Genomic DNA, 19924 nt, shown 5'->3' with positions numbered 1-19924 from the left:
CCAGCGTGCAGACCCAGATGCGTTCCAGCCAGACCTCCAGGGCGACCCGGAGTTCCATGCGGGCCAGGTGGGAGCCCACGCAACGGTGGATGCCGAGGCCGAAGGCGGCGTGGCGGTTGACCTCACGGTCGATGAGCACCTCGTCCGCACGGTTGAACGGGGCCGGGTCGCGGTTGGCGGCGGGGAAGGACAGCAGGATCCAGTCGTCGGCTTTCATGTCCACGCCGTTCCAGTGCATGTCGTGCTTGACCAGGCCGGCCATGGTGACCGAGGCGTAGGCGCGCCCAGACAAGCATGTGCACGTCGACCACGTGTTCTTCGCGTGGGCCGTCGGCGATGCGGTGCGGCAGCCGGACCACCAGGTGCGGTGGTTCACCGCGGCGGAGCTCGCCGAGGAGCCCGGTATTGCCGATGCTTCCCGCCTGCAGGCCAAGCAGTTGATGGAGCTGATCGCCGCCGGGCAGGTGTCACTGCCGGCGTGACCACGGCGGTGCAGGGTTATCCGGAACACTTGAGCATGTGAACGGAACCCGCGTCGGCTACGCCCGCTGCTCCACCGACGAACAAGACGTGATCATCCAGACTGATCAGCTGCTCGCCCTCGGCGTGCCGGCGAACAGCTTGTCCATCCCGCCGTACCGCAGCAGGTCCAGGTCGTCGATGCTGTCGGCGCCGCAGGTCATTCCGGCCACGATCGAGGTCACCTTCGCGGGCGCGTTTACGCCGTCGGCGGCGGCCAACGCCACGTGCTCGCCGACCAGACGGTCCAGCCCGCCCGCTCGGCCAGCCGCAGCGCTGGAGCCAGCCCGGCGTAGGAGATCACGTGCTCGTCATCGAAGATCGCCTGCGTACGGCTGGCGGCATGGGAGAATCGCACTTACGAGGTGTCCTTTAGAGCCGGTGGTTGGAAGCGTAGAGAACTCCCATCCTCCCAGCTCAAAGGGCACCTCACGTGATTTTCTGGCCCTCGCTTCGAGTTTCACACTGTGGATCCAGGCTTAGTGCCTTCTCTCAGGTCAGGGTGATATGATCTTGACAGGCACGTTGGCGCGCGGTGGCCGACTCATCCTCACGTGGCCTCAGCAGGATCGGCGATAGGGGACATCGGGGACCTATCGCTGCCAATCGCGGGGGTTGAGCGGTCCGATTTCCTGGCACAGCGCCTGCTTGATGCGGGCCACTCCGATCAGGTGCATACGCAGGTGGCCCTGGCTGTCGACCACGTGGAGCATCGAGCCGTCGGCGGAGAACGCCATGTCCGTGACATAGCCGTCTGGGAGCGGTGCCGGTAAGGGGCGCGGCGGAGGGACGTAGACCCCTTGGAGGGGCACGCCCACGGGGCTGCGCGTGGCCACGTCCCACAGCTGGATGCGGCCGGCCCCGTCGGCGCCCGCGATCAGGTTGCCATCAGGGGAGAACCTCACCAAAGAATCGAAGCCCTCGGCGGCGATGCCGCCCAGGAACCGCCCCGTGTTGATGTCCCACAGATAGATCTTGCCCTGTCGGGGGTTGGCGGCCACGCCCTTGGAGCTGACGTCAGCGGCGATGAAGGGAGGCCCCGGCCGCCTGGGCACGCGGTATCCGGCCGGGATCTCGACCCGCCCCATGGCGGGAGCAGGAATACGACGACGCCCAGCGCCGCGAGCGGGACGCCTATGCCGCACAAGCCCGCCAAGCCAGCGAAGGATCGCAGGCCGAAGCGTCCATGGACGTCTTCAACGCCATGGCCGAGATCCGCATGGCCGCCTCACGAGCGCTGGCGCTGCTGCACAAGCAGCAGATCAACTTCACCACCGACCGCGCCGAGGCCATCGCCGCCGTCCGGGACCTGGCCACCGGCTCGGCTCTGGACGATGCCGCGCTGGCGAAGTTCCTGGACGACAATGGCGGGCTGCTATGAGCCGGCGGCGTGATGCGATGGGCTGGACGCAGGCCGAGAACGATGTCGCGGACGTGATGATCTGGCTGCGCGGCAACCACGGACGCGAGCTCAGCTACGCCGACATCGCTGTCGGCGTCGGTCTTCCGGACGGTCACCGGCTGCGGCGGGCTGTCCGCGTCGTCCGGGTGATCGCGGCCAATCGGGGCGATCGCCTGGAGCGGTTCATGCCCTCAGCCGACCCCGCCCGGCGCGACTCTGCCCGGCGCCGGGTCTTTGTCACCCGCTACATGCGCTCCGGGCACGGCGATGAGTTCAGCGCCCGCGACGCGATGTCGGCCGCCCGAGCGGCGATGACGTCGGTCAAGGACATGCACCGCGCCACCACCTTCGAGGCCGCCAACCCTCACTCGCTGACCCGAAAGGAGTTCGCCACGATGGCCAAAGCCGCCGACGAGTGCATCACCAAGGTCGCCGGCCTCGACACCGTCGGCGAGCAGGCGGTCCGGCGTGAGAACACCAGCCTGCTCACCCAGATGATCGCCGACCTCGAAGCCCGGCTCACCGAACCGGCGGCAGGCTGACCTGCACGTCGCGGACCGGAGCGGGATCACCCCGGTCAGCATCATGCTGAGTCAGCAGCAGCCGGACCGCGCCCCGGCCGTGACGGGGACGTCTTGCTCACCAGGCTGCTGCGGGCTCTGGCCGCACACGCACGGCCCGGACGCATCCTGGGCCGTGATGCCGGTGGTGGTGTCGATGGTGGTGTCGATGGCCGACTTGCCGAGCGTGTCGGCGTCGGCCTTGACCACATACACCTCCCAGGGCTCGTTGCCGGGGCCGTGGACCCAGACCTTGTCCTGCAGGGCATAGCAGCAGGAGGTGTCGTTCTCGGTGAAGGTGGCCAGGCCGGCGTCCTTGAGCCGCTGGGTCGCGGCGTTGACCTGGGCGGTGTCGGTGACCTCGACGCCGAGGTGGTCCATGCGGGTGTCGTGGCCTGCCTCGCCCTCGATGAGCACCAGCTTGAGCGGCGGTTCGGCGATGGCGAAGTTGGCATAGCCGGGGCGGCGCTTGGCCGGTTCGGCGCCGAACAGCTTGGCATAGAAGGCGATCGAGCCCTCCAGATCGGAGACGCGCAGGGCGAGCTGGACACGTGACATGACGATCTCCCACCACGTTGTTTCGACAAATGTCTAAGCAGTCTCGAGTTTGCGCGCCTGCTTAGGCTTCTGTCAAATTAGAGATATGTCGAAGCAGGAGTTGCCGGTGCTCGCCTCCGGATGCTGCGCGCCGCTGATCGCCGAGCCGGTCGGCCAGGACGAAGCAGCCGAGCTGGCGCGTGTGTTCAAAGCGCTCGGCGATCCGATCCGGGTGCGGCTGCTGTCACTGATCGGCGCGCACGAAGGCGGCCGCGTCGCCGGCGACGGGGTCTGCGTCTGCGAGCTGACCGGCGCGTTCGAGGTCACCGCGCCGACCATCTCCCACCACCTGAAGGTGCTGCGCGAGGCCGCCCTGATCGACAGCCAGCGGCGCGGCACCTGGGTCTACTACTGGATCATCCCGGCCACGCTCAAGCGCCTGACCGGCGTGCTCGCCCTGCCCGAGACACTGACCGCGGACCTTGGGTGAGCCCGGCTGCGGTGAGCCCGGTGGGCCTGGCCCGCCGGGCGCTGGCCGAGTTCACCGGCACCGCCGCCCTGGTCACGGTGGTGGTCGGCTCCGGCATCATGGCCGCCAGCCTGTCGCGCGACGTCGGCGTTCAACTGCTGGCCAACAGCCTGGCCACCGCGGCGGGCCTGGCCGTGCTCATCGTGGTCCTCGCGCCCGTCTCCGGCGCGCACTTCAACCCGCTCGTCACGCTGGCGGCCTGGCTGCTGGCCCGCCGCGAGGCGGCTCCGGCCCTACGCAGCCGCGATCTGGCCGCCTACCTGCCCGCCCAGGCGGCCGGGGCCTTGTCCGGGGCAGTGCTGGCGAACGCGATGTTCGCACTGCCGGCCGTCCAGTTCTCGGCCCACGACCGCTCAGCGCCGCATCTGCTGCTGGGCGAGGTAGTGGCCACCGCCGGGCTCATCGTGGTCATCTTCGCGCTGGCCCGGCAGGGCCGCACGGCGCTGGCGCCGGTCGCGGTCGGCGGCTATATCGGCACCGCCTACTGGTTCACCTCCAGCACCAGCTTCGCCAACCCGGCCGTCACCCTGGGCAGGGCCGTCACCGACACCTTCGCCGGGATCGCGCCCGCCTCGGTGCCCGGCTTCATCGCCGCCCAGCTGGCCGGGGCCGCGCTCGGCGGCCTGCTCCTGGCCGTCCTGTTCCCGAACCCCTCACAGCCCGCCGCGCAGCCTGGCACGGCGCACGCTGCCCCCGACGCTGCCCGCCCAGCGGCCGCCGCCGACCTGCCCTGAAGAGGAGAACCCGATGCCCCACCAGCCCGACCGGCCGCAGGTGTTGTTCGTCTGCGTTCACAACGCCGGCCGCTCCCAGATGGCCGCCGCCTTCCTCACCCACTTGGCAGGTGATCGCGTCCTGGTCCGCTCGGCCGGATCGGCGCCCGCCGAGGCGGTGAACCCGGCCGTGGTGAAAGCGATGGCCGAGGCCGGCATCGACATCTCCGCCGAGATCCCCAAAGTGCTCACCACCGGCGCCGTCCAAGCCAGCGACGTGGTCATCACCATGGGCTGCGGCGACGCCTGCCCGATCTTCCCCGGCAAACGCTATGAGGACTGGCAGCTCGACGACCCCGCCGGCCAGAGCCTCGACGCCGTGCGCCCGATCCGCGACCAGATCGAGGCCCGCGTCCGCGCCTTGATCGCCAGCCTCCTGCCCGGCCAGCGGTGATGAGCGGCACTATCGTGAAGGTCGCCGCCATGACGCCCCAGCATGCCGCCCAGGTGCTGGACATCTATCAACTCGGCATCGACGAGGGACAGGCGACCTTCGAGACCGCCGCCCCCACGTGGGCGAGCTTCAACACCACCAAGCTGCCCGCGCACCGGCACGTCGCCCTCGACGACACCGGCCAGGTGCTCGGCTGGGTGGCGGCCACCGCCGTGTCCGACCGGTGCGTCTACGCCGGAGTGGTGGAGCACTCGGTCTATGTCCACACCGGCGCCCGCCGCCGCGGCGTCGGTCACACCCTGCTGCAGGCCCTGATCGCCTCCACCGAGGCCGCCGGCGTCTGGACGATCCAGTCCAGCATCTTCCCCGAAAACACCGCCAGCCTCGCCCTGCACGCCCGCGCTGGGTTCCGGGTGATCGGCACCCGGGAGCGAGTCGGCCGCCATCACGGCCTCTGGCGCGACGTCGTACTCATCGAGCGGCGCAGCCCGGTCATCGACTGAAAAGCAGGCGCCTTCAGCATCAGACGTGAGCCTGCTGTCGGTGTACGACTTCCAGTACAGAGCCAGGTACAAGTAAACGCGTTTAGTCGTACTCACCTCTGCACACCGATCAGTACGCCGACACCTGCCTACATGACTTACATGCTTTAACGACCTTCAAGTGGCTGACCAGCTAGTTCGCTTCAGAACCCCAGATAACGAGTGCCGTCATCAGGCTGGACCTCAGCGACGACGACGCCATCACACCCGCCGGCACGATGCAGGTGATCGAGCCGGTGGCCGTCATCCTGCAGGAGTTCTCCGAGCAGGACCGGCAAGCCCTCGCCGACCTGATCAACCGGTTCGCGCACCAGGAAATCGACCCCGAGCGGCACCTGACCGCCTGGGAAGCGCCCGAAACCCTCGGCCTCCTGCCCTGCAGGACCCTAAGTCCCGGGCAGTGATCTTCACTGATCACGAATCTCCGGCAGCGCGGGGAGCGTGATCCCGTCCTCCGCGACGATCGCTGCGAGGACCTCGGCAAGCAGTATGGCTGTGAGCGATAGCTGGCGGAGCCGACGCCAGGCAGCTCGCAACCGAGCCCACCGGCGCAGCCTGACAGAATCGTGACCCATGATCGACGATTTCGCGAAAGACAACCTGCACGCGAGACTGCGGCGGGACCGCAAGGCGCTGCTCTGGAAACTCGACGGCTTGTCCGAATACGACGCCCGCCGACCTTTGACAGCGACCGGGACCAACCTCCTCGGCCTGGTCAAACACGTGGCCAGCGTCGAGGCCAGGTACTTCGGCGAGGTCTTCGACCGCCCTTCCCCGGAACCGCTGCCCCGGTGGCAGGACCACAACGGCAGCGATCTGTGGGCGACCGAGGACGAGACCCGCGATCAGATCATCGGGTTCTATCGGCGCACGTGGGAACACTCGGACGCGACGATCAACGAGCTTCCCCTCGACGCCCCCGGCCACGTGCCGTGGTGGCCGGAGCCTTACCCCAACACGAACCTGTTCGCCATCATCGTCCATGTCCTCGGCGAGTCCAACCGGCATGCCGGGCACGCCGATATCCTGCGCGAGGGCCTCGACGGCCGGACCGGGATGCGCCCCGAACACGAGACGCAGATCGACGAGGAAGCCCGTGCAGCCTACTGCGCGAAGATCGAACTGGCCGCCAGGGCGGCCGCATCAATCAAGGCTTACTGATGGGAAACTGAATTACTGGACGAGTTGAATCGTTTGCCAGACGCAGACGATGGGTAACTGAAACGCTGCTTAGCGTGACCAGAGAGTCGGGTAAGCGAATCCCCCGGCGAGCACTCCAGGACACCCGGATGCTCGTACTCAGCGCGATAGACAACGGCATGCGCGTCGATGACGCAGCGACCGTCTTCAGCGTCGGCAGGTCGACGATATTCGGCTGGATCAAGCTGCGCGAAGAAGGCGGACCGGATGCGCTGACGGTGAAGATGCCGCCCGGCCCGAAGGCAGCGTTGAACGATCAACAGCTGGCCCAGCTACGCGGCTGGATCGTCGGACGCGACCCGCGACAACTGCAATTCGACTTCGGCTTGTGGACACGTGAGATGGTCGCCGAGCTGATCAAACGGAAGTTCGGCGTGGAGTTCACGCTGCAATGGGTCGGCAAGCTGCTCGCCCGGCTGGGCCTGTCCCCGCAAAAGCCCCTGGTCCGCGCGTACGAGCAAAATCCGGAGCGGGTACGCCGATGGAAAGAGGAGGAGTACCCGAAGATCCGCGCGCAGGCCATCGGCCAGGGCGCCGGCATCTACTTCCTGGACGAGGCCAGCGTGCGTACCAACCATCACGCGGGCACCACCTGGGGAACGGTCGGCGACACTCCCGTTGTCCGCGGCACCGGCCAGCGTCACTCGGTCAACATGATTTCCGTGGTGAACACGCAAGGGAAGCTGCACTTTTCCTTCGTCGGTACCATCGATTCCGCAGCCTTCATCGAATATCTGAAGACACTGCTCCACGACATCCCCGGGAAGATCTTCCTGATCCTGGATGGACATCCGGCGCACCGGTCGGCGGAGACGAAGGCGTTCGTGAAGTCCACCAAGGGGCGACTGCGCATCTTCTTCCTGCCGCCCTACTCTCCGGAGCTCAATCCCGACGAGTGGGTCTGGAAGAGTATCAAGCATGATCGAGTCGGCCGAGCCATCGTCCGCTCCGTGGACGAGTTGACGGACAGGATTGAGCAAGCTGTCGACCGCCTGCAGGCAACACCCGAGCTTGTTCGCAGTTTCTTCCGGGATCGCGACCTGCTCTACATCACAGCGCCCGTAACTGAGCTACGGTCCAGTAGCCCAGTTTCTGCTTAGTAACCACAATCGCGCCACCGTGACCCCGCCAAGGGCGGGGCCACGGTTCACCTCCGCTCCCCCACCAGCAAGATCACTTAAACGCCAAAGGTCGAAGTGCCGCGATGCGCCCTTAACGACCTCGAGTACCAGGCCGAATTCTTCGACTGGTTTGGGCGGCGGCCCAGGCGGGCCTATATGCCCTGCCGCCACGGCCGCTGCCCGCCGCTGCTTATAGTTGTCGATCTTGGCTTGCTGGCGTGCGATCGCCTTGTCCAACGAGGCTTGGACGACCGCCAGTTCCGCCCCGACCGGCACTCCTCCCTGGCTGACCCCCGCAGCCTGGCCCTCCATGAACTTTGCAATCTTGGCCTCTTGTTCGGCCTCGGCCGCACGCCGCTGGTCTTCCAGTTCCTTCAACGCGGACCGGATACGGTCTTTGCGGGTCACCGGGTCGGCGAGCTCAGCGGGAACCCGATCCCCGCGCCGGTCAGGACCGAACAGCTCGTCCTCGGCCGTATCCGCCTCCTCGGCGTTCGCCAGCATCTCGCGGGCCAGTTTCCGCAGCCCGGCCTCGGTGCGGGAGGCGTCTTTGGACGCGTTCGCAGCGATCTTGGTGCCGTCCACCGCGACCAGCCCCAAGCGGCCCAGCCCGGCCCGCGCCGCCAGCACCAGCACCTGCGTGAACAGGTCCTCCATCGTGGAGGCATCACCGAAATGACGACGCCGGAACCGGGCAATCGTCGCGGTCCTGCGCGCAGATCACCCGGAAGGCCACGTCCTCGCTGCACCGCCGCTCGATCTGCCGCGATGAATACACCCCGCACGCATAAGCGTAGATCAGCAGCGTCAGCAACATCGCCGGGTCATAGGCCGCCCGCCCAGCCGCAGACCCCTTCGGTGTCGCCCGCACCCGAAACCGCGCCGTGTCCAGTTCGCTGACCACATCCAGCACGAACCACACCAGATGATCACCTGGAAGCCAATCCCGCATATCGGGCGGCAGCAGAAACACTTGATCACGATCTACCGGACGATAGCCACGAGCCACACCGACATCATTCCGGCACACCATGCCCCGCCGCAGCGATTCTGCGACAGCCCCTATGAAAGCTGAAGACCCTCGGGTTCATCCTGAAGACCCTTCAGTTCGCCTGAACTCTGGGATTTCAAGAGGTCCCGGTAGTAATAAAGAAATCGCTAACGACTCGAGTTGGGACTGTACGGTTTTCGGCTCTGGCACACTTTTGGTGGTGACGGAACGTGATAGTTCGTGTCGGTACATGGCTATCTCGGGGTGCTGTGTCAGCGTGACGCCGGTGTGACGTAAAGGATCTTGCGGGGCTGGTGTTCCCGCAACTGGCCGGCCTGGTCATCGGCAGCGTTCAGCCCGAGGCCGGGGCGATCGTGGTACATGTCGCCTCCACGGGCGCGCCGGTGGCGTGTCCCGGCTGCGGGGCAGTCGGGCGGGTGCACGGCTATGTGCATCGGCAGCTGGCTGACCTGCCGTTGGGCGGGCAACGGGTGATGGTGCGGCTGCGGTTTCGGCGGCTGAGGTGCGCGAGGGTGGGGTGCGAGCGGCAGACGTTCCGGGAGCCGCTACCCGGGCTGGCCGAGCCGTATCAACGCCGCACGGTCGCCTTGACCACGCAGGTGGGGGCGGTGGTGCGGGAGCTGGCCGGACGGGCGGGGTCTCGGCTGCTGGCCGTGCTGGGAGTCGGGCTATCGCGGCAGAGCGCGGTCCGGTCGTTGCTGCGCCTGCCTCTGCCGGTTCGTCCGGTGCCGGCAGTGATCGGGGTGGACGACTTCGCTCTCCGCAAACGACACCGCTACGCCACGGTGATCATCGACGCGATAACGCGGGAGCGGATCGACGTACTCGCCGACCGTCAGGCCGACACTTTGGAGGCGTGGCTGCGTGCCCATCCCGGTGCGCGGGTGGTGTGCCGGGACAGCAGCGGCGCCTACGCCGAGGCGATCCGTCGCGCCCTGCCTGAAGCGGTGCAAGTCGGTGATCGCTGGCATATCTGGCACAACCTGGCCGAAGCCGTGGTGAAGGAGGTCGCCGCGCACTCCTCCTGTTGGGGCAAGACCGGCCCGCCGCCGAAAGAAGGGGTGCGGGCCGCCACCACGCGCGAGCGCTGGCAGCAGGTTCATGCCCTGCTCAACCAGGGTGTCGGCCTGCTGGAATGCGCCCGCCGCCTGGGCTTGGCGCTCAACACCGTGAAGCGCTACGCCCGGGTCAGCGAACCCGAACGACTGGTGCGCGTGCCAAAGTACCGGCCCACGCTCGTCGACCCGTTCCGCGACCATCTGCGCCAACGCCGAGCCGAAGATCCCGCCGTCCCGGTCCAGCAACTCCTTGTCGAGATCAAGAAACTCGGCTACACCGGCAGCCAGAACCTGCTCTACCGGTACATCAACCAAGGCCGCGTCGAATGCGACCGGCCCGCGATCTCACCCAAGCGCTTGGCCAGCCTTCTCCTCACCGAACCGAGCAAGCTCAAGGACCACCACGCCGAGCGACTGGATGCCGCCATCGCCGCCTGCCACGAGATGACCATGCTCGCCGGACTCGTCCGGGGCTTCGCCGCTCTCCTCGACCCCAAGCCGGGCAACGACCAGCTACTGACCGCCTGGACCGAACAAGCGCGTCAGGTCGACCTGCCTCACATGCACGCCTTCACCCGCGGGCTGGACTACGACCGAGCCGCCGTCAACGCCGCCCTCACCCTCCCGTTCCACAACGGCGGCACCGAAGGCGTCAACACCAAAACAAAAATGATCAAGAGGCAGATGTACGGGCGAGCCGGCTTCGCACTCCTCCGCCATCGCATCCTGCTCGGCTAACCACGGTCCGTCACCACCGAAAGTGGGCCAGAGCCGAAAACTGGACACACCCACGTCCATGCCCGTGGACGACATGATCGCTGTCTTGATCGATCGCCTGGAGCCTTTTGGAGAGGCGATCGGAATGCTCGCGGAGGAGTTGGATCGCGTGGAGCCGGGCAACACCGCCGTTCTCCAGGTTGTTCGCTTCTTCGGTGACGAAGAGGAGAGCACCACCGTCGAGGAGGCTTGCATCCCTGGCGTTCTCTCGCCTAGACCACTTGGGTGGCATCTGGACCGACGGGTTCTACGCTTCTTGAAACGCACGCGAGCCGAACTCGACGTGGATGAATATGGCGACACCACCTGATCGACGGCGTTGGTTGATCGCGCCGCAGCGGTGAACCCACGCCGCCTTGTCCAGGGCGCTCGCCTTCGACATGGGCACGCCGACCCCCTACTCGATCGCCGACGCCACCAACTGGGAAGGATCTCTTTCCAGTTGGTTCGCCGTGTGCAGATACAACATCGTCGTGTTCAGGTCCTCGTGGCCGAGGGCCTCCTTGATGTCCATCGCGTTTGCGCCCAGGTCCTTCGCGATCGACGCCCAGGTGTGCCGCAGCACATGCGGGGTCACCTTCGCCTCGATCCTGGCCTGGCGGCCGATCCGCACGACCAGCTCCGACGCGGACGACCGGTAGAAGCGGCCGCCCGTGTCGGTCACGAAGATCCGCCCGGTGAGCTCGGACACCTCAACGCCGGCGCGGCGCGCCCGGTCCTCCAGGTACCGGTCCAGCGCATACCCGGTCTCAACCGGCAGACGCCTGATCTTCGGCTTGTCACCCTTACCGACAATCCGCAGCGTCCGCACCCCGCGCGCATATCCGACCGCGCCCAGTTCGGCCGCGACCGCCTCCTCGATCCGGATCCCGGTGTGCACCAGCACGCGGACGAACGCAGCGGTGCGCAGGCGGGCCGGCCCGAAGTCGGCGTCGGCCGCCGCGACCAGGTCGTGCGCCTCGTCGCGGGTCAACGCGGTCGTCTCGGAGTGGTTACGCGGCACCTTCGGCCTGCGGGTGCCCTTGAGGTGGTTGACCTCGATGACGTCCTCGTAGGCCAGGTAGTCGTACCACGACGACACCGCCGAGATCCGCCGCGCCATCGTCTTCGCGGGGATCGGCGCCCCGGCCTGCAGCTCAAGCCACCGCTTGTAGACGTCGCCGTGCCTCTTGCGCGCCTGTAGCGGGTCAAGCCCGGTCTCGGTGCAGAACGCGAACCACCGCGTGATCTCGCGCCGGTAGGCGTCGCGCGTGTTCGGCGAGTCGTACGACAGCAGCCATGCCATCGTCGTGTCCTGGGCGAAGCCGAGCAGGGACGGCGGGAAGAAGATCCTGCCTTCTCCGCTCGGCTCGCGAGTCAGCTCGGAGGTCATGCGCTGACCGTGGGGTCAGTGAGGGTCAGCTCAAGTATGGGACCGTCGGGAGCCTGCACCTGGTAGCGAACCTCGCCGCGATGGACCAGTTGCGCCAGCACGATGCGGAACTCAGCTTCGGGACCGGTGAAGAGGTCGGCGAGTTTGGCGGCACACTTGGCAAGGTGAGGCGGGGGCGCCGAGGGGGGACGGTCGCCGTCGGGATGCGGGCTGCGGTCTTCGCTCATGACCGTCTCTTTCGCGAGGGGTTGACCCTCACGACGATAGCAAACGATCTATGGTCATAAGCTGGATTATGACCATCCGTTAACGATCATGAAGCGCCATGCGAAATGAGCGGCGTTGCCCGTCTTTGCCGATCACAATCAGGCCATGACCTCCACCACTCGCATGAGGACCCGCCGAACCGTTGTCATGATCGCCGTCGTAGTCTCAGCAAGCTTCACCGCAGTCATGCTGATCGGCACCATTGCGCCCCTGTCGACTGGCGGCGGCATCGATTGGGCCATCTGGTCCCCATTCGCCATCTCATGCATCGCCCTATCGTCCGTCAGCATCTGGGCGCTTAGACGAGAGGCACGGGCGCGACTCGCTCAGGCCCGCGAGGACCCTGGACAGAGCCTCGGCCGTCGCGTCGAACGCGTCAACGCTGCTTTCGCCGAAGCAGCATCTCTCATGGACGACCTTCGACGCGATCTCGAAGCGCAGAAAGCCGCCCGGGAAGCACTCCTCACCGAGGCCGAGAAGCAGCAGAGCCTGCTGGAGGTGAACGAGGATCAGGCCGAGAAGATCCGGCAGATCCTCGTCGGCGAGACGAAGGCGACCATCCGGGCGGAGCGGCGCCAGCAGTGGATGTTCTTCGGTCTGGGCGTGGCCGCGTCGATCCCGATCGGCGTCATGATCAATATTCTTGTGCCCTGATCACGAGACACGATGCGGCAAGCCGACGTTCCGGATTTTGGGGGTGTACCTCCCTCGGCGCGTGCGCGTGGTCTGGCGTCGGCCCCCGCAGATCGCGCCATCGAGCCGCGGCCCCTACGATCGCGGGGGCCGCACGAGGGACGGCGCGGCGGAGATCTACCCCGGCCCCGAGTGCGGTGAAACAATCTTCGCATGAGCACTCTCGCTGAACGCCTCCGCGCCGGAGCAGCCCACTCGTACCCACACGAGCAAGCCGCCGTCGAACTCCTCCTCGACTTCCACGAGCCTGGCGGCAGTTGGACTTGGGTCTCCGACGAGGATTTCACCAACTCTTGTGTCGTGGACGACGGCACCAGCGCTACGATTGGGATCGCGCACGAGAGTGGTACAACTCCCAAGATTTCTCAGTCACCGTCAAGAATCTCCGTGCTGCCCTCGACTTCGCTATCAGCCTTGGCGAGGAACGGTTCAACTTCCGGTGGATGGAAAAGCCGGAAAGTGACGTGCTCGCCACCGCCGCGGCCCGCGCCATCAACTGGAGATCCAGGTAGTAATGGGTCTGTCAGGGCCCGGCTGCCGGATCGCTGGCCGGGCCCTGAGCTGCGAAGCGCGCCGTTACGCCGTCAGATTCAAAACACCCTCTGAAGCGTGGACGCCTGGCCATGCTTCAGGCGCTTGGCCACCGTGTTGGCCACTTCTGTTGACCCTGGCCAACCCTCTAGCCACTTCGGTTGGCACGCGACCAGATGCCATGTCACCTGACAGCCGGTGAGGCGTCGAGGAGGGCAAGGTCGTCATCGGCGCGGGAGGCTAGCGCCGGTCAGGGAAGATCGCGTCCCAGTTGAAGGTGGCGCCGGTCGCGAGGATCAGGTGCAGCCGCATGTATGCATCGCCGACGGTGACGCACGATTGTACGTACGCGTTGTCGAGGAGGTTCTTGCTGGCGTCGTCGAGGAGGTCGGCCGCCTTGGCCGCGGCCTGGTCGGGGGTCACTGCTCCGCTCCCGTCGAGGTGGTCGGCTCCGTCGTCGCGTTCTTACGGTTGTCGCCGCCGCGGTGTCGCAGATCGGCGCCCGCCTCCTCGAGAAGCGCGTGGATGAACCCGTACGAGCGGCCGATCGACAGGGCGAGCGCGCGGATCGACTCGCCCGCCTGGTAGCGGTCGGCGACGAGCTGCGCGAGCTGGTGGCGGTCGGCGCCGGTGATGCGGACGTTGGGTTGGAGTCGCATGAGGGGCCTTTCGTGGTCGAGGCGGGTTACGCGGCGGTGCGGCCGAGTTGGTTGCGGAGCTCGTCGCGGTCTTCCGCTGTAGCAGGTACGGGGTCACCGCGCCAGATGCAGCCCTCGATCGTGGCCAGGTCGGCGAGATCGTAGACGACCTCGCGGCTGGCCCGTCCGAGGACGCGCGCCTGGTAGCGGCGCGCCCATTGGCGGATGGTGCCCGGTTCGCGGTCGAGGTGAGTTGCTGCTTGCTGTGCCGTGGCTGGGCGCACGCCGTTCTCCTCGGATTCGGGCAAAAGGGCGAAGGTGTGCGTGTTGGGCGCGTTTCGGACGCAGTGAGCACGCGAAAGACCTGCTGCAGTCAACGCAGGCGCGCGAACAGAGACGTTCGCATAGGTTGGGATAGGTCTAAGAATCGACGTCTCAGAAACGATCCGAGAGCCTCGCTAGCGTTTCCGCAGGTCAAACGGCTGAACGCTGCAACAGGGCACACCACACCTGTCGGCGCAAAGTGTTACACACCCGCACGACCTGGCGCAACGAGGCATGCCATCAGGGCTACACGTCTGACCGCATCCGGAGTAGGGGGACGACGGCAGCCGCAACGATCAAGGTCATCATGCACACCAGAACCGGCACGAAGGTCCAGACGTTGAACCAGCCGAACGCCAACGACAAGACCGCCAATAGCTCGCCCACCACGAACGCGGTGCTGACCCCGAGGGCCGCAGTTCCCCACCTGACCGTGTACTGGCCTACTCGAAGGAACGCCTTCTCCATCCTCGCCACGACTTCCGACGAGACTACTTGGCCTTCGAACTCACGAGCCTTGGCCTTCTCCCATACGCGTTCACGCTGCTGCATCATGAAGCCGATCTCCACCGCGAGAGCGATCAGGATTGTCGGCAGCACCTGCGCGGCCGTGGTGTAGAACGCTTCTGAACCCATGCTGGGTAATCGCGCCCACGACCCCCGGCGTTCCACGCTGTCAGTTCCGGTTATATCTGACCAATAGTCATGTCTTTGACCTGCGGTTGGCCAGTTCTAGCTGTACGGATTGGCGGCTGGGTTGTTCATCTGAAGTGGCCCCTTTCTGGAAGAGGCTTGGGAAACCACTGCCGACGTTGCTCGACCTGGTGCTGTAGACGAAGGTCGCGGAATCGGTGGCGGTGAACGTCTTAATATCTATTACATCTATCTATCTGGGATTTACAGACTTGATCTTGAGGTAGGTTCTGCGGCCCGCGCCTGTGGGTGTCTCTGTGGTGTCTCTGTAGCGTCTATATGGTCTCCTCTGCGACCCTCATCGCGGAGCACACCACCCGTCCGGTTGAACATCGACCCCCATCCAGAGGGGATGGCAGCCAAGCATCACGGGATAAGACACTATCCCGTCCACAACCGCCGGAGGTTAGACCCTTATGCCTCAGATCGCTAAACGCCTCATCGCAGCCATCGCCGCCACTTGCGTCACCCTCACCACCATGACGATCATGGGTGCCTCGGTCACAAGCGCGTCCGCAGAAGTGGCAGCTGCGCCAAGTTGCGTCAAACTCGAGGCAGTAAGGACCGAGGGCAGCTACAAATATGCCACTGTTCGCAATGACTGCTCCTACACGGTCACGGTAAAGATCGCCGTCACCAACGGGCCGGACAGCCCGTGCAAAAGCATATCTCCTGCGAAGAAGTTCGTCTTTCGCCTCGCGAGCTCCGCTAAACTCTCTGGAATTGTGAGCTGCTGACAACCCGGACCTTCTAATCCGACGATCCGATTCGACTTCGAACCCACCGGCCGCATCCAGCGAACCCGATCTCATCTGATCATCTTGGCCACATCTCCGCGAACTGGCCACCTGCTTGGCCAGATCACCCCTGTCAGGTGACATCCAATCTGGCCATTGATCATGGCGTGACCTCGTGTTGGCCAGTTCTCCTGTCAGGGACGATGAGAGGGATGTGTCATTCAAACTGGCCATTTTTCGGCAGCGGCAGTGGTTGCTATGTCCGTCGCTGATCGGCCAGGGGCTCTGACCGATACGGGGTCAGTTGGTGAGCGCCCGAGCGACTGCGGCGCGGAGAATGTCGCCCGGAGTGGTCACCTGATCTGCCACCTCCATGTACTGCGCGTACTGCAGGGGGTCGTCACGCCAGGCACGCAGGGCGGCAATGGTCGGCTCGCTGGTGTGCCAGCACGCGCGGTAGAGCCGCTCGGCGAGGCCACTAGGCAAGCGAACAGAGATCCGCTCGGGCCAGGAGTGGCTGTGGGTTCCCGGCCATGGGCCCGACCGGGGCGCGGCCGGGGGCGGGGCCGGCCATGAGTGGTCCCATCCTCGTTCGGCGAGTTCGGCGCGTACGGCATGCGTGACGAGGACATCGACGGTGTCACACAGTGCCCCTGCCTCGCGCAGCTCACGCAGGTGGGCGTGGACCTGGGCTCGGATGTCGGCCCGCATTTCGGCCGACGCGCGATTGGGGACCTTCCAGCGGGGATCGGCCACGAGGTCGCGCCGACCTCGCCTTCTCCTTGCCCATCCGGGCGGCAAGGCGCTCCCGCGTGCCGTGCGGGACGCCAGTGCTTAACCGGGTTACGTCTGTCACGATCAGATGATCGAGGTGGAGCTCAAGTAATGCAAACCAAGGCATCCCTCCTCGGCGCACCCCACCGGCCGCCGCTTTTGGCCATTTCAGATGGCGCTGGCCAACTGTTTGGCCACATTGGCTGGCACACGGCCAGATGCGGCGTCACCTGACAACCCCGGAATCGGCCACATCAATGACGACCTGACACACGCAGCCGGCCCGCGGCAACGAGAAAGGGCCGCTTCTCGTCCCCCCGACAGAAGCGGCCCTTCCGGCGCGACCCAGCCCAGGTCAATGCGCCCTCGACGACCTCGCGCAATCGCCGAGCGAAAGCGTAGCAGCGACAAGCGCCACCGGAACCACTGCCGCTCCCGCTCGTCGACGACCAAGCCCCGCTCCTTCACCTACGCGCGATCATGAACACTCGCGCGACACAATGGAGCATGGGACGAAAACCACCCCGGCGATTACCCACCCTCGGTGTTGCAACTCGCACCTCCGCACGCACCACCAGAACCCTCGCAGCTCGACTACGACGCCGGCGCCGCGGCCGATTCACGACCGTCCAAATCTGGGCCGCCATCGCAGGCATCGTCGGCAGCCTCACCGCCGTGCCCGCGCTCATCATCTCCATGAACGCGCTCGCGCTCAGCCAACAGCAGCGCGCCGACGCCTTGGCACAGCGGGCAGAGGACCAACGAGAAAAGGCGCAGGCCAAGGCCCAAGCAGACGCGCTAGCCCAGACGGCATTCTTCAGACACGTCATCCACTGGTATCAAGACGATAGAGACCACGTACGCAATTCGAACCCTCTCCCGGCCGTCTTCTACATACTGTGGCAGCCCTACCACCAGCACAACCCACCACTGATGTGGAGTGTTCAGATCGAGCCGTGCACTCAAGTGACGATAAAAACACCCAATGCTGAGGACGATGCATACCAAGAAAGCTTCGCCTTGGAAGATCCCAACTATCCCGGAGACTTTTCGGAGTCGAATCCACTCGAAGGCGAAGACCTCTCGTACTTCATCGACAGCGAGACCAAGGGCGCGCAAATCAGTCCCTTGAAACCCGAACGTGTCATACGTGGGAATACCCCCTGCGGATGACCTACGGCATCAGCCCGCCTCCTCGACGACCAGGCCCCGCTCCTCCACCGCACAACCAAGGGTCGGACGCCCACGAGGACAGACAGCTATCGTGATAGTGACGTGGTTCGTCGCCTGCGAACGAGGACACTTATGCGCAAACCCCACTGGTCATGGACAACGACACTTCTGGCACTAGCAGTCCTGGCGCTCCTCGCAACCGCCGGAATCCAGCTCGCGCACATCAGCACCGGCCTAGATGCAGCAGGCATCAGCGCCCTCGCCTCCGCAGCCGCTGCCGTCATCTCCTCCGTCGTCGCCTGGCAGGCGCTTCGCCAACAATCTCGCCAACAAGCTGAGAACAGAGACACTCCGCCCCCTCGAGCCGAACCCCAGAACTTCGACGATTGCATTGACCTGGCGTACGTTCGGCTGGAACGCAGCAGAATTCTTACGCGCGCTGACCGGCAGTTCCTCTTGAGCTTCACCGAGGAGATGAGGTCTGGTTCCCGCATTTCTTCCCTTCTCCCAGGGCATGTCTTCCGGTACATGCCGGAGATGGCGGAGAGCCGAAAGCTCGTGCACGAAATCTGGCAGGCAGGCATACACGCGGAGGAGAGTCTAAACCGTCGTGGCCTTTGGCGGCGGTGGCGGCGTCGGAACCTGGCACGGCTGTACATTCGCTTCCTGACGCAGGAGATCGCCGCCTTTAGGATCTCCGACCCGACACGGACGGCGGAGCTAAGAGCCGAACAGCGAGCCCGTGCCGTTCGCCCGGTGCCAGGCGACAACCTGCTGTAGCTCCATGTAGATGGCGGGGCGACTACCCAGCTTCCTCAGCGACCAGGCCGCGCTCCTCCACCTCGCTGACGTGGTTCCCGCACGTCCCGCACACGAAGAACCGCACCCGCGCATCCCAGCGGAGCGACCGCTCACCACACCGACACCGCGCCGGCGACGCGCCCCGCGGCTCGTCCTCCACCACCTCCCGCAGCCGCTCCTCCCACCCAAGCGACCACTCCACCAAACCCATCGGCTCACCCCCGGCCGGCCGCAGCGACGACACCACCGACAGCCCATCCACCGCAAGCACGCCGACGAGCTGCTCCACCAGCCACGCCACCGACCGCGACCGAGCCAGCCCCGAACGAGCGCCCCGCACCCTCTCGGCGCAACCAAGCTCCTCCCGCGCGAGATCCTCGAACTCCAGCAGCTCCCCCACCAACACATCGACGACCTCCGCATCCGGAGACACCGCCGGACGCGGCCGCGACCCCGACACACGCGACCAGCGCGACGCCGGACGAAGACCATCACCCCGCGCAGACACGACGGCCGCCAGCGCATCCAGCTCCAGCAACGCCCGCCTCGTCGTCGCCCTACACCTCCCACAGACGAGCGGATCCCCCGGCCGCCACCTCACCTCAGGCTGAACCGGCTCAGGCGGCGGCTCCCCCTCGGCACCCTCCCCCAACCAGCGATCCACCGCATCCGCATGCACATCCCGAGCACGAAGGAACGCAGCCCACACCGCACGCGCCCCACCGTTGCACGGACCCACACACACCTGACCAGCCACAACACACCACCCCCCGACCAGCGCACCCTACAAGATCAACTCCTTTTCCCCACAACCAAGCCGCCAAGGGACAATTCCGACTTTGAAAATGTTTTCGAGCGCGCGAAAACTCCGCGCGCCTGGCTGGCGCGCGGAGTCTCGCGTGTCGCGTGTCGCGTTGCGCGCTACGCGCGGCGTCGCTGCGTCGGTCGCTTCTCGACGCGCTCACGCGCGAGTCTGGCGCTGCGCCCGTGGCCGTTGATCTCGCGTAGCGCTCCGTTCCGCGCAAACTGATCCATCATGCGAAGCGAAATCAGCGCTTCGACCACGTACGCGGCTTCCTCTTGCGCCTTGCCGGTGGCGTGCGTTCGGGCGTATCGGGCTTCCTGGTCGTACCGGCCGAACTGGGGCGCGTCCCACTTGATCACTACCTTGCCATCCTCCGACGTCACGCGGCGGCGTGCCACTCGGGGCTTCCGGAGTCCCACCGGCCGAAGTACCGGCCGGTGGGCGTTGTCAGCGTTGTCATCAGAACGGCGGCGCGTTCTCGTCGCGGTAGACCAGGCGCCACGGCCCGTTCGTCACGAGCAGCTCGTCGAGCCCGTCCGCCGGGTAGCTGCCTCGGGCGCTGAACAGGGTCACCCTGTTCTCGCCCATGGGGCAGACGCCGAACCACTTCGTGCCCCCGCCGTCCTCCCACACGTCGTCCTGGATGGGTGGCCAGGAGTACGGGTGAGTGCCTCGACCTTGAGGAGTTTGGC

29 protein-coding genes and 2 pseudogenes are annotated in these 19924 nt (G+C 66.0%); 15 read left to right on the top strand and 16 right to left on the bottom strand.

Translation table 11 applies throughout. From position 1 onward, the window contains the following. Positions 1 to 79: 79 nt before the first annotated feature. Positions 80 to 217: pseudogene (locus ACIBQ1_RS52700) on the bottom strand (cytochrome P450); the annotation flags it as partial. 79 nt (positions 218 to 296) lie between these two features. Between ACIBQ1_RS52700 and ACIBQ1_RS52695 the strand changes: the two are divergent. Next, positions 297 to 482 carry a hypothetical protein gene (locus tag ACIBQ1_RS52695; RefSeq protein WP_397289998.1) on the top strand — a complete coding sequence of 62 codons (186 nt, stop codon included), beginning with the start codon at positions 297 to 299 and terminating at the stop codon, positions 480 to 482. Between the two features lie 236 nt (positions 483 to 718). Here ACIBQ1_RS52695 and ACIBQ1_RS52690 read toward each other — a convergent pair whose 3' ends face one another. Next, entirely contained in the window at positions 719 to 877 is a 159-nt protein-coding gene (locus ACIBQ1_RS52690) for a hypothetical protein (protein WP_397289997.1), read from the bottom strand. Positions 878 to 1112: 235 nt separating this feature from the next. After that, entirely contained in the window at positions 1113 to 1607 is a 495-nt protein-coding gene (locus ACIBQ1_RS52685; protein WP_397289995.1) for a WD40 repeat domain-containing protein, read from the bottom strand. A 98-nt stretch (positions 1608 to 1705) separates the two neighbouring features. On the opposite strand from ACIBQ1_RS52685, the gene ACIBQ1_RS52680 reads away from it, so the two are divergent. After that, on the top strand, positions 1706 to 1900 hold the full coding sequence (locus ACIBQ1_RS52680; protein WP_397289993.1) for a hypothetical protein: 195 nt from the start codon (positions 1706 to 1708) through the stop codon (positions 1898 to 1900). Further along, entirely contained in the window at positions 1897 to 2463 is a 567-nt protein-coding gene (locus ACIBQ1_RS52675) for a hypothetical protein (RefSeq protein ID WP_397289991.1), read from the top strand. The genes ACIBQ1_RS52680 and ACIBQ1_RS52675 overlap by 4 nt, the downstream gene beginning before the upstream one ends. A 141-nt stretch (positions 2464 to 2604) precedes the next feature. Here the strand turns inward: ACIBQ1_RS52675 and ACIBQ1_RS52670 are convergent. Further along, a pseudogene (locus ACIBQ1_RS52670) lies at positions 2605 to 3039 on the bottom strand (ArsI/CadI family heavy metal resistance metalloenzyme); the annotation flags it as partial. An 85-nt stretch (positions 3040 to 3124) separates the two neighbouring features. On the opposite strand from ACIBQ1_RS52670, the gene ACIBQ1_RS52665 reads away from it, so the two are divergent. From ACIBQ1_RS52665 to ACIBQ1_RS52635, 7 genes are all read left to right on the top strand, one after another. Further along, complete coding sequence (locus ACIBQ1_RS52665) at positions 3125 to 3508, top strand: ArsR/SmtB family transcription factor (protein ID WP_397289989.1); 384 nt, start codon at positions 3125 to 3127, stop codon at positions 3506 to 3508. Continuing rightward, positions 3505 to 4281 carry an aquaporin gene (locus ACIBQ1_RS52660; protein ID WP_397289987.1) on the top strand — a complete coding sequence of 259 codons (777 nt, stop codon included), beginning with the start codon at positions 3505 to 3507 and terminating at the stop codon, positions 4279 to 4281. The genes ACIBQ1_RS52665 and ACIBQ1_RS52660 overlap by 4 nt, the downstream gene beginning before the upstream one ends. Positions 4282 to 4294: 13 nt before the next feature. After that, positions 4295 to 4714: an arsenate reductase ArsC gene (locus ACIBQ1_RS52655; protein ID WP_397289985.1), complete on the top strand. Its 420-nt coding sequence runs from the start codon at positions 4295 to 4297 to the stop codon at positions 4712 to 4714. Between the two features lie 29 nt (positions 4715 to 4743). After that, positions 4744 to 5217 (top strand): GNAT family N-acetyltransferase, encoded by a 474-nt coding sequence (locus ACIBQ1_RS52650; RefSeq protein ID WP_397289983.1) that lies wholly within the window; start codon positions 4744 to 4746, stop codon positions 5215 to 5217. Between the two features lie 257 nt (positions 5218 to 5474). After that, positions 5475 to 5660 carry a hypothetical protein gene (locus ACIBQ1_RS52645; RefSeq protein ID WP_397289981.1) on the top strand — a complete coding sequence of 62 codons (186 nt, stop codon included), beginning with the start codon at positions 5475 to 5477 and terminating at the stop codon, positions 5658 to 5660. A gap of 169 nt (positions 5661 to 5829) precedes the next feature. Continuing rightward, positions 5830 to 6417: a DinB family protein gene (locus ACIBQ1_RS52640; RefSeq protein ID WP_397289979.1), complete on the top strand. Its 588-nt coding sequence runs from the start codon at positions 5830 to 5832 to the stop codon at positions 6415 to 6417. A 128-nt stretch (positions 6418 to 6545) separates the two neighbouring features. Then, positions 6546 to 7556 carry an IS630 family transposase gene (locus ACIBQ1_RS52635; RefSeq protein WP_397289977.1) on the top strand — a complete coding sequence of 337 codons (1011 nt, stop codon included), beginning with the start codon at positions 6546 to 6548 and terminating at the stop codon, positions 7554 to 7556. Here the strand turns inward: ACIBQ1_RS52635 and ACIBQ1_RS52630 are convergent. Next, positions 7527 to 8234, bottom strand: a complete 708-nt coding sequence (locus ACIBQ1_RS52630; RefSeq protein WP_397289975.1) for a hypothetical protein — start codon at positions 8232 to 8234, stop codon at positions 7527 to 7529. The two genes, ACIBQ1_RS52635 and ACIBQ1_RS52630, sit on opposite strands and share 30 nt — an antisense overlap. Before the next feature lie 10 nt (positions 8235 to 8244). Next, positions 8245 to 8550 (bottom strand): transposase, encoded by a 306-nt coding sequence (locus ACIBQ1_RS52625; protein WP_397289973.1) that lies wholly within the window; start codon positions 8548 to 8550, stop codon positions 8245 to 8247. A 332-nt stretch (positions 8551 to 8882) separates the two neighbouring features. On the opposite strand from ACIBQ1_RS52625, the gene ACIBQ1_RS52620 reads away from it, so the two are divergent. Next, positions 8883 to 10385 carry an ISL3 family transposase gene (locus tag ACIBQ1_RS52620; RefSeq protein WP_397289971.1) on the top strand — a complete coding sequence of 501 codons (1503 nt, stop codon included), beginning with the start codon at positions 8883 to 8885 and terminating at the stop codon, positions 10383 to 10385. A 58-nt stretch (positions 10386 to 10443) separates the two neighbouring features. Further along, positions 10444 to 10734, top strand: a complete 291-nt coding sequence (locus tag ACIBQ1_RS52615) for a DUF4279 domain-containing protein (RefSeq protein WP_397289969.1) — start codon at positions 10444 to 10446, stop codon at positions 10732 to 10734. A gap of 87 nt (positions 10735 to 10821) precedes the next feature. On the opposite strand, the gene ACIBQ1_RS52610 is transcribed toward ACIBQ1_RS52615, so the two are convergent. Together ACIBQ1_RS52610 and ACIBQ1_RS52605 are read right to left on the bottom strand one after the other, a co-directional pair. Beyond that, the gene (locus ACIBQ1_RS52610; protein ID WP_397289967.1) at positions 10822 to 11796 is read right to left on the bottom strand and encodes a tyrosine-type recombinase/integrase; all 975 of its coding nucleotides are present in this window, start codon (positions 11794 to 11796) and stop codon (positions 10822 to 10824) included. Further along, positions 11793 to 12023, bottom strand: coding sequence for a hypothetical protein (locus ACIBQ1_RS52605; RefSeq protein ID WP_397289966.1), 231 nt, complete (start codon positions 12021 to 12023; stop codon positions 11793 to 11795). Before ACIBQ1_RS52605 ends, ACIBQ1_RS52610 begins: the two co-directional genes overlap by 4 nt. Before the next feature lie 145 nt (positions 12024 to 12168). On the opposite strand from ACIBQ1_RS52605, the gene ACIBQ1_RS52600 reads away from it, so the two are divergent. Beyond that, entirely contained in the window at positions 12169 to 12717 is a 549-nt protein-coding gene (locus ACIBQ1_RS52600) for a hypothetical protein (protein ID WP_397289964.1), read from the top strand. An 810-nt stretch (positions 12718 to 13527) separates the two neighbouring features. Here ACIBQ1_RS52600 and ACIBQ1_RS52595 read toward each other — a convergent pair. The 4 genes from ACIBQ1_RS52595 to ACIBQ1_RS52580 form a co-directional block, all read right to left on the bottom strand. Then, positions 13528 to 13710: a hypothetical protein gene (locus tag ACIBQ1_RS52595; protein ID WP_397289962.1), complete on the bottom strand. Its 183-nt coding sequence runs from the start codon at positions 13708 to 13710 to the stop codon at positions 13528 to 13530. Further along, complete coding sequence (locus tag ACIBQ1_RS52590) at positions 13707 to 13946, bottom strand: helix-turn-helix domain-containing protein (protein ID WP_397289960.1); 240 nt, start codon at positions 13944 to 13946, stop codon at positions 13707 to 13709. The genes ACIBQ1_RS52595 and ACIBQ1_RS52590 overlap by 4 nt, the downstream gene beginning before the upstream one ends. 26 nt (positions 13947 to 13972) lie before the next feature. Then, on the bottom strand, positions 13973 to 14209 hold the full coding sequence (locus ACIBQ1_RS52585) for a hypothetical protein (RefSeq protein ID WP_397289957.1): 237 nt from the start codon (positions 14207 to 14209) through the stop codon (positions 13973 to 13975). A 286-nt stretch (positions 14210 to 14495) separates the two neighbouring features. After that, positions 14496 to 14885, bottom strand: a complete 390-nt coding sequence (locus ACIBQ1_RS52580) for a hypothetical protein (protein ID WP_397289955.1) — start codon at positions 14883 to 14885, stop codon at positions 14496 to 14498. 473 nt (positions 14886 to 15358) lie between these two features. Here ACIBQ1_RS52580 and ACIBQ1_RS52575 point away from each other — a divergent pair, with 473 nt between their 5' ends. Next, positions 15359 to 15679, top strand: coding sequence for a hypothetical protein (locus ACIBQ1_RS52575; protein ID WP_397289953.1), 321 nt, complete (start codon positions 15359 to 15361; stop codon positions 15677 to 15679). Positions 15680 to 15979: 300 nt separating this feature from the next. On the opposite strand, the gene ACIBQ1_RS52570 is transcribed toward ACIBQ1_RS52575, so the two are convergent. Next, entirely contained in the window at positions 15980 to 16165 is a 186-nt protein-coding gene (locus ACIBQ1_RS52570; RefSeq protein WP_397289951.1) for a hypothetical protein, read from the bottom strand. A 963-nt stretch (positions 16166 to 17128) separates the two neighbouring features. Here ACIBQ1_RS52570 and ACIBQ1_RS52565 point away from each other — a divergent pair. Next, complete coding sequence (locus ACIBQ1_RS52565) at positions 17129 to 17626, top strand: hypothetical protein (RefSeq protein ID WP_397289949.1); 498 nt, start codon at positions 17129 to 17131, stop codon at positions 17624 to 17626. A gap of 802 nt (positions 17627 to 18428) precedes the next feature. On the opposite strand, the gene ACIBQ1_RS52560 is transcribed toward ACIBQ1_RS52565, so the two are convergent. The 3 genes from ACIBQ1_RS52560 to ACIBQ1_RS52550 all read right to left on the bottom strand — a co-directional run bounded on the left by ACIBQ1_RS52560 (position 18429) and on the right by ACIBQ1_RS52550 (position 19865). Then, positions 18429 to 18860, bottom strand: a complete 432-nt coding sequence (locus ACIBQ1_RS52560; protein ID WP_397289947.1) for a hypothetical protein — start codon at positions 18858 to 18860, stop codon at positions 18429 to 18431. Positions 18861 to 19348: 488 nt separating this feature from the next. Then, positions 19349 to 19591, bottom strand: coding sequence for a hypothetical protein (locus tag ACIBQ1_RS52555; protein WP_397289945.1), 243 nt, complete (start codon positions 19589 to 19591; stop codon positions 19349 to 19351). Positions 19592 to 19691: 100 nt separating this feature from the next. After that, a complete protein-coding gene (locus ACIBQ1_RS52550) occupies positions 19692 to 19865 on the bottom strand; it encodes a hypothetical protein (RefSeq protein WP_397289943.1) in 174 nt (57 codons plus the stop codon). Positions 19866 to 19924: the final 59 nt, after the last annotated feature.

This window comes from Nonomuraea sp. NPDC050153 (genome assembly GCF_044460125.1).
GTDB lineage: Bacteria > Actinomycetota > Actinomycetes > Streptosporangiales > Streptosporangiaceae > Nonomuraea.
This window is presented reverse-complemented; position numbering and strand designations above follow the sequence as displayed.